We start from the raw sequence: 2,461 nt of genomic DNA, 5'->3' as shown, positions 1-2,461 counted from the left end.
GAACCGGGTCAACCTCAATGAACGATGGCGGCTATCACCGGCACATGGTGCAGCAAGCACTGTGGCAGGCCGGCTACAGCCCCGACGACGAAGCGAAGCGCACGGGCCTTCAGTCCTTCTGGGCAGAACTATTCGAATACGACGTCGACCGCGGCGAGAACGATCAGGCTCGAAGCTACCTGAAGGCGATTACCGATCCGTACCAGATTGTCAGGCTTCGAGCGGACAAGCGTTACCGGCAGGCTCTGCTCGACGATTCGCGTTATACGGACAAGGACGCGGTGACCCAGCGTTACCTCGACTATGTGCGAGCGCAGGCTACCGCTCAACCGCGCAGAATCGCCGCGATGCATATGCTCGCCGAGGCACTACGGAATTCGGGCCAAGCGGCCGAATCGCTCGCGGTGTCTGATGCCGCGCTCGCAAAGGTCAACAGCGCCCCCGCTGGCCAGCCGGCATTCGACGACCTCGTTGACAATTTGCGTTGGATGCTGGACACGCGTGCGAAAGCGCTGTCGCGCCTAGGAAGGTGGGACGACGCCCTGTACGCCGCGCAGGCCGCGCGCGACGAAGCAGAAAGGCAAAAAAAGGACACTGCCAGTCAGGCGATTAACCTGGGAGAGATGCTCTATCGGCTTGAACGACCGCAGGAGGCGCTGCGCGCAGTGCGTGACATGAACGAAAATACCGCGAGCCCGTACGGCATGTCAGAGGTAGCGCAGGTGAAGGCTTGTGCTTATGCGCAATTGGGCGACAAGGCGAAAGCTCGCGCCGCCACCGACTCGCTGCTAGAAAATCCCAACCTCGACCCCGAGTCCGTACGGGCGGCCTTGCTGTGCATGGACGACAAAGACGGCCTGGCAAAGATCATCCTCGGACGCCTCGAGGATCCGCTGACTCGTAACTACGAGCTTGCGAGCAATCAGGGTTATGCCCCCAGACCTAACCTCACGCCTTTTCTCGCGACGATGGCGCGTCGCCTCGACGACGTGCTGCATCGTCCGGACGTGAGTGCGGCGCTCGCGCGATACGGAGTGGTTGAGTCGTATGCGATCACCGCGCCTGACGATGGCGTGTGGTAAGTGCGGCTTCTCTTACAGATGAGCGCCAATTGGATGCGAGCGATTGGCATGGAAGAATGCCGTGTCGGCGAACCACCGTTCATGGTGGAATTCGGGAGGACAACGAACGCATCGAACCGACCTTCGTCCGACCAAAACTGCTACGTCGGGTGACATGTGCTGAGCGGCCATCTGACTGACCACGTCATTTCCGACGGCAGCCAGTGGCCTTGCCCTCGACCACAACCGTCAGGTAATTCGACTTGTCGTGGCTCACTGCATCGCAATCTGCTGCGCAGCGCCGGGAGCGTCGCACGGCCAGCGGCGCTGCCCCTCTTTAGGCCAGTGTTGTGACTTTGCGTGGCTGGCGCGCTTTCGACTTCGCCCTGGACCCGTCGACAACGACCGGCGAGCATGCCCTGACGATGGTCTCTACGAGGGCCTGAAGCTCCTCGCGCTTCTCGCTCGACGATACGTCGAACAATTCAAATACGCCCAGACCGCGTAGCGTAGAAAACACCGAGGACGTGAATCCTTTCGGATGGGGATGGTATTCGTCAAGCTCGGGAAACGCCGCCAGGAACAGCGAAAAAAACTTCTTGTCCTCGCTCGCACGCTTGGCGTCGATGCGAGTGAAGATCGATGGCGTGGCCTTGCAGCCGAAGAACAGACTCCACGCCGTGAGGTAGTCACGAGCGCCGAAGATCTGCTTCCATGCCTGCAGGACAAATGATTCCGCGCGCTCACGCAGCGGAAGCGCGGGATCAGGCCATACCCCACCGTGGTCACTCAATGGTGCCATTGCTTCGTCAACCAGTCGCTCCATCAACGCGTCGCGGCTTTCAAAGTGGTGTTGCAGAGCGCCAAGCGAGACGTTGGCCCCCCGTGCGATCTTCTGCAGCGTCGCACTTTTGAAGCCCTCCTCGCGAAGCAGTCGCTGCGCTGATTCGATGATTTTTCGCTGTGTCGCCTCGATGCGTTCGCTCTGCGGCGTTCGCGTGCGCGCGGGCTGTGATGGTGATTCCATGGTTCTCGCCTGTTCAGTCACACGAAAACAATAATAAATACTTCTCGCTTATTCGCAATCCCATTCTACGCGGAAGCCCCGCGGAGCCGCTCTTCGCGCGCTGGATCGTGCCCTTTTAAATTCGTTTCCACCTGCAACGGTCTTCTCCGGCAGGATAGGTACAAACACCAATAATAATAATTTATTGTTTTTCTATAGTTGAGGGGCCCGCTGAAAGTTCGCGGCGTTTTTGCACCTCACCTGGATTCGACATGCCCCGCCTGATTGACCGCCTCCCGAACGACGACCACACCAATGGATGGAGCGCCCTGTTACCCAAGCGGTCGCCGCGGGCGTCACTCGTCGGTGAGCGGGATTTCGACTGGGTGGTCAT

At 59.7% G+C, this 2,461-nt stretch carries 2 protein-coding genes; one reads left to right on the top strand and one right to left on the bottom strand.

Annotated elements, in window-relative coordinates; all coding sequences use genetic code 11:
* Positions 1 to 17: 17 nt before the first annotated feature.
* A complete protein-coding gene (locus BN2476_RS44355; protein WP_087740417.1) occupies positions 18 to 1,082 on the top strand; it encodes a tetratricopeptide repeat protein in 1,065 nt (354 codons plus the stop codon).
* A 316-nt stretch (positions 1,083 to 1,398) separates the two neighbouring features.
* Here the strand turns inward: BN2476_RS44355 and BN2476_RS44350 are convergent, their stop codons facing one another.
* Positions 1,399 to 2,088 (bottom strand): TetR/AcrR family transcriptional regulator, encoded by a 690-nt coding sequence (locus tag BN2476_RS44350; protein ID WP_087740416.1) that lies wholly within the window; start codon positions 2,086 to 2,088, stop codon positions 1,399 to 1,401.
* Positions 2,089 to 2,461: the final 373 nt, after the last annotated feature.

The organism is Paraburkholderia piptadeniae (genome assembly GCF_900007165.1).
Classification (GTDB): Bacteria; Pseudomonadota; Gammaproteobacteria; order Burkholderiales; family Burkholderiaceae; genus Paraburkholderia; species Paraburkholderia piptadeniae.
This window is presented reverse-complemented; position numbering and strand designations above follow the sequence as displayed.

Bases quoted from the DNA above. Each gene is read 5' to 3' on its own strand.
- BN2476_RS44355 (WP_087740417.1), top strand. From the start codon at position 18: ATGAACGATGGCGGCTATCACCGGCACATGGTGCAGCAAGCACTGTGG.
- BN2476_RS44350 (WP_087740416.1), bottom strand. From the start codon at position 2,088: ATGGAATCACCATCACAGCCCGCGCGCACGCGAACGCCGCAGAGCGAA.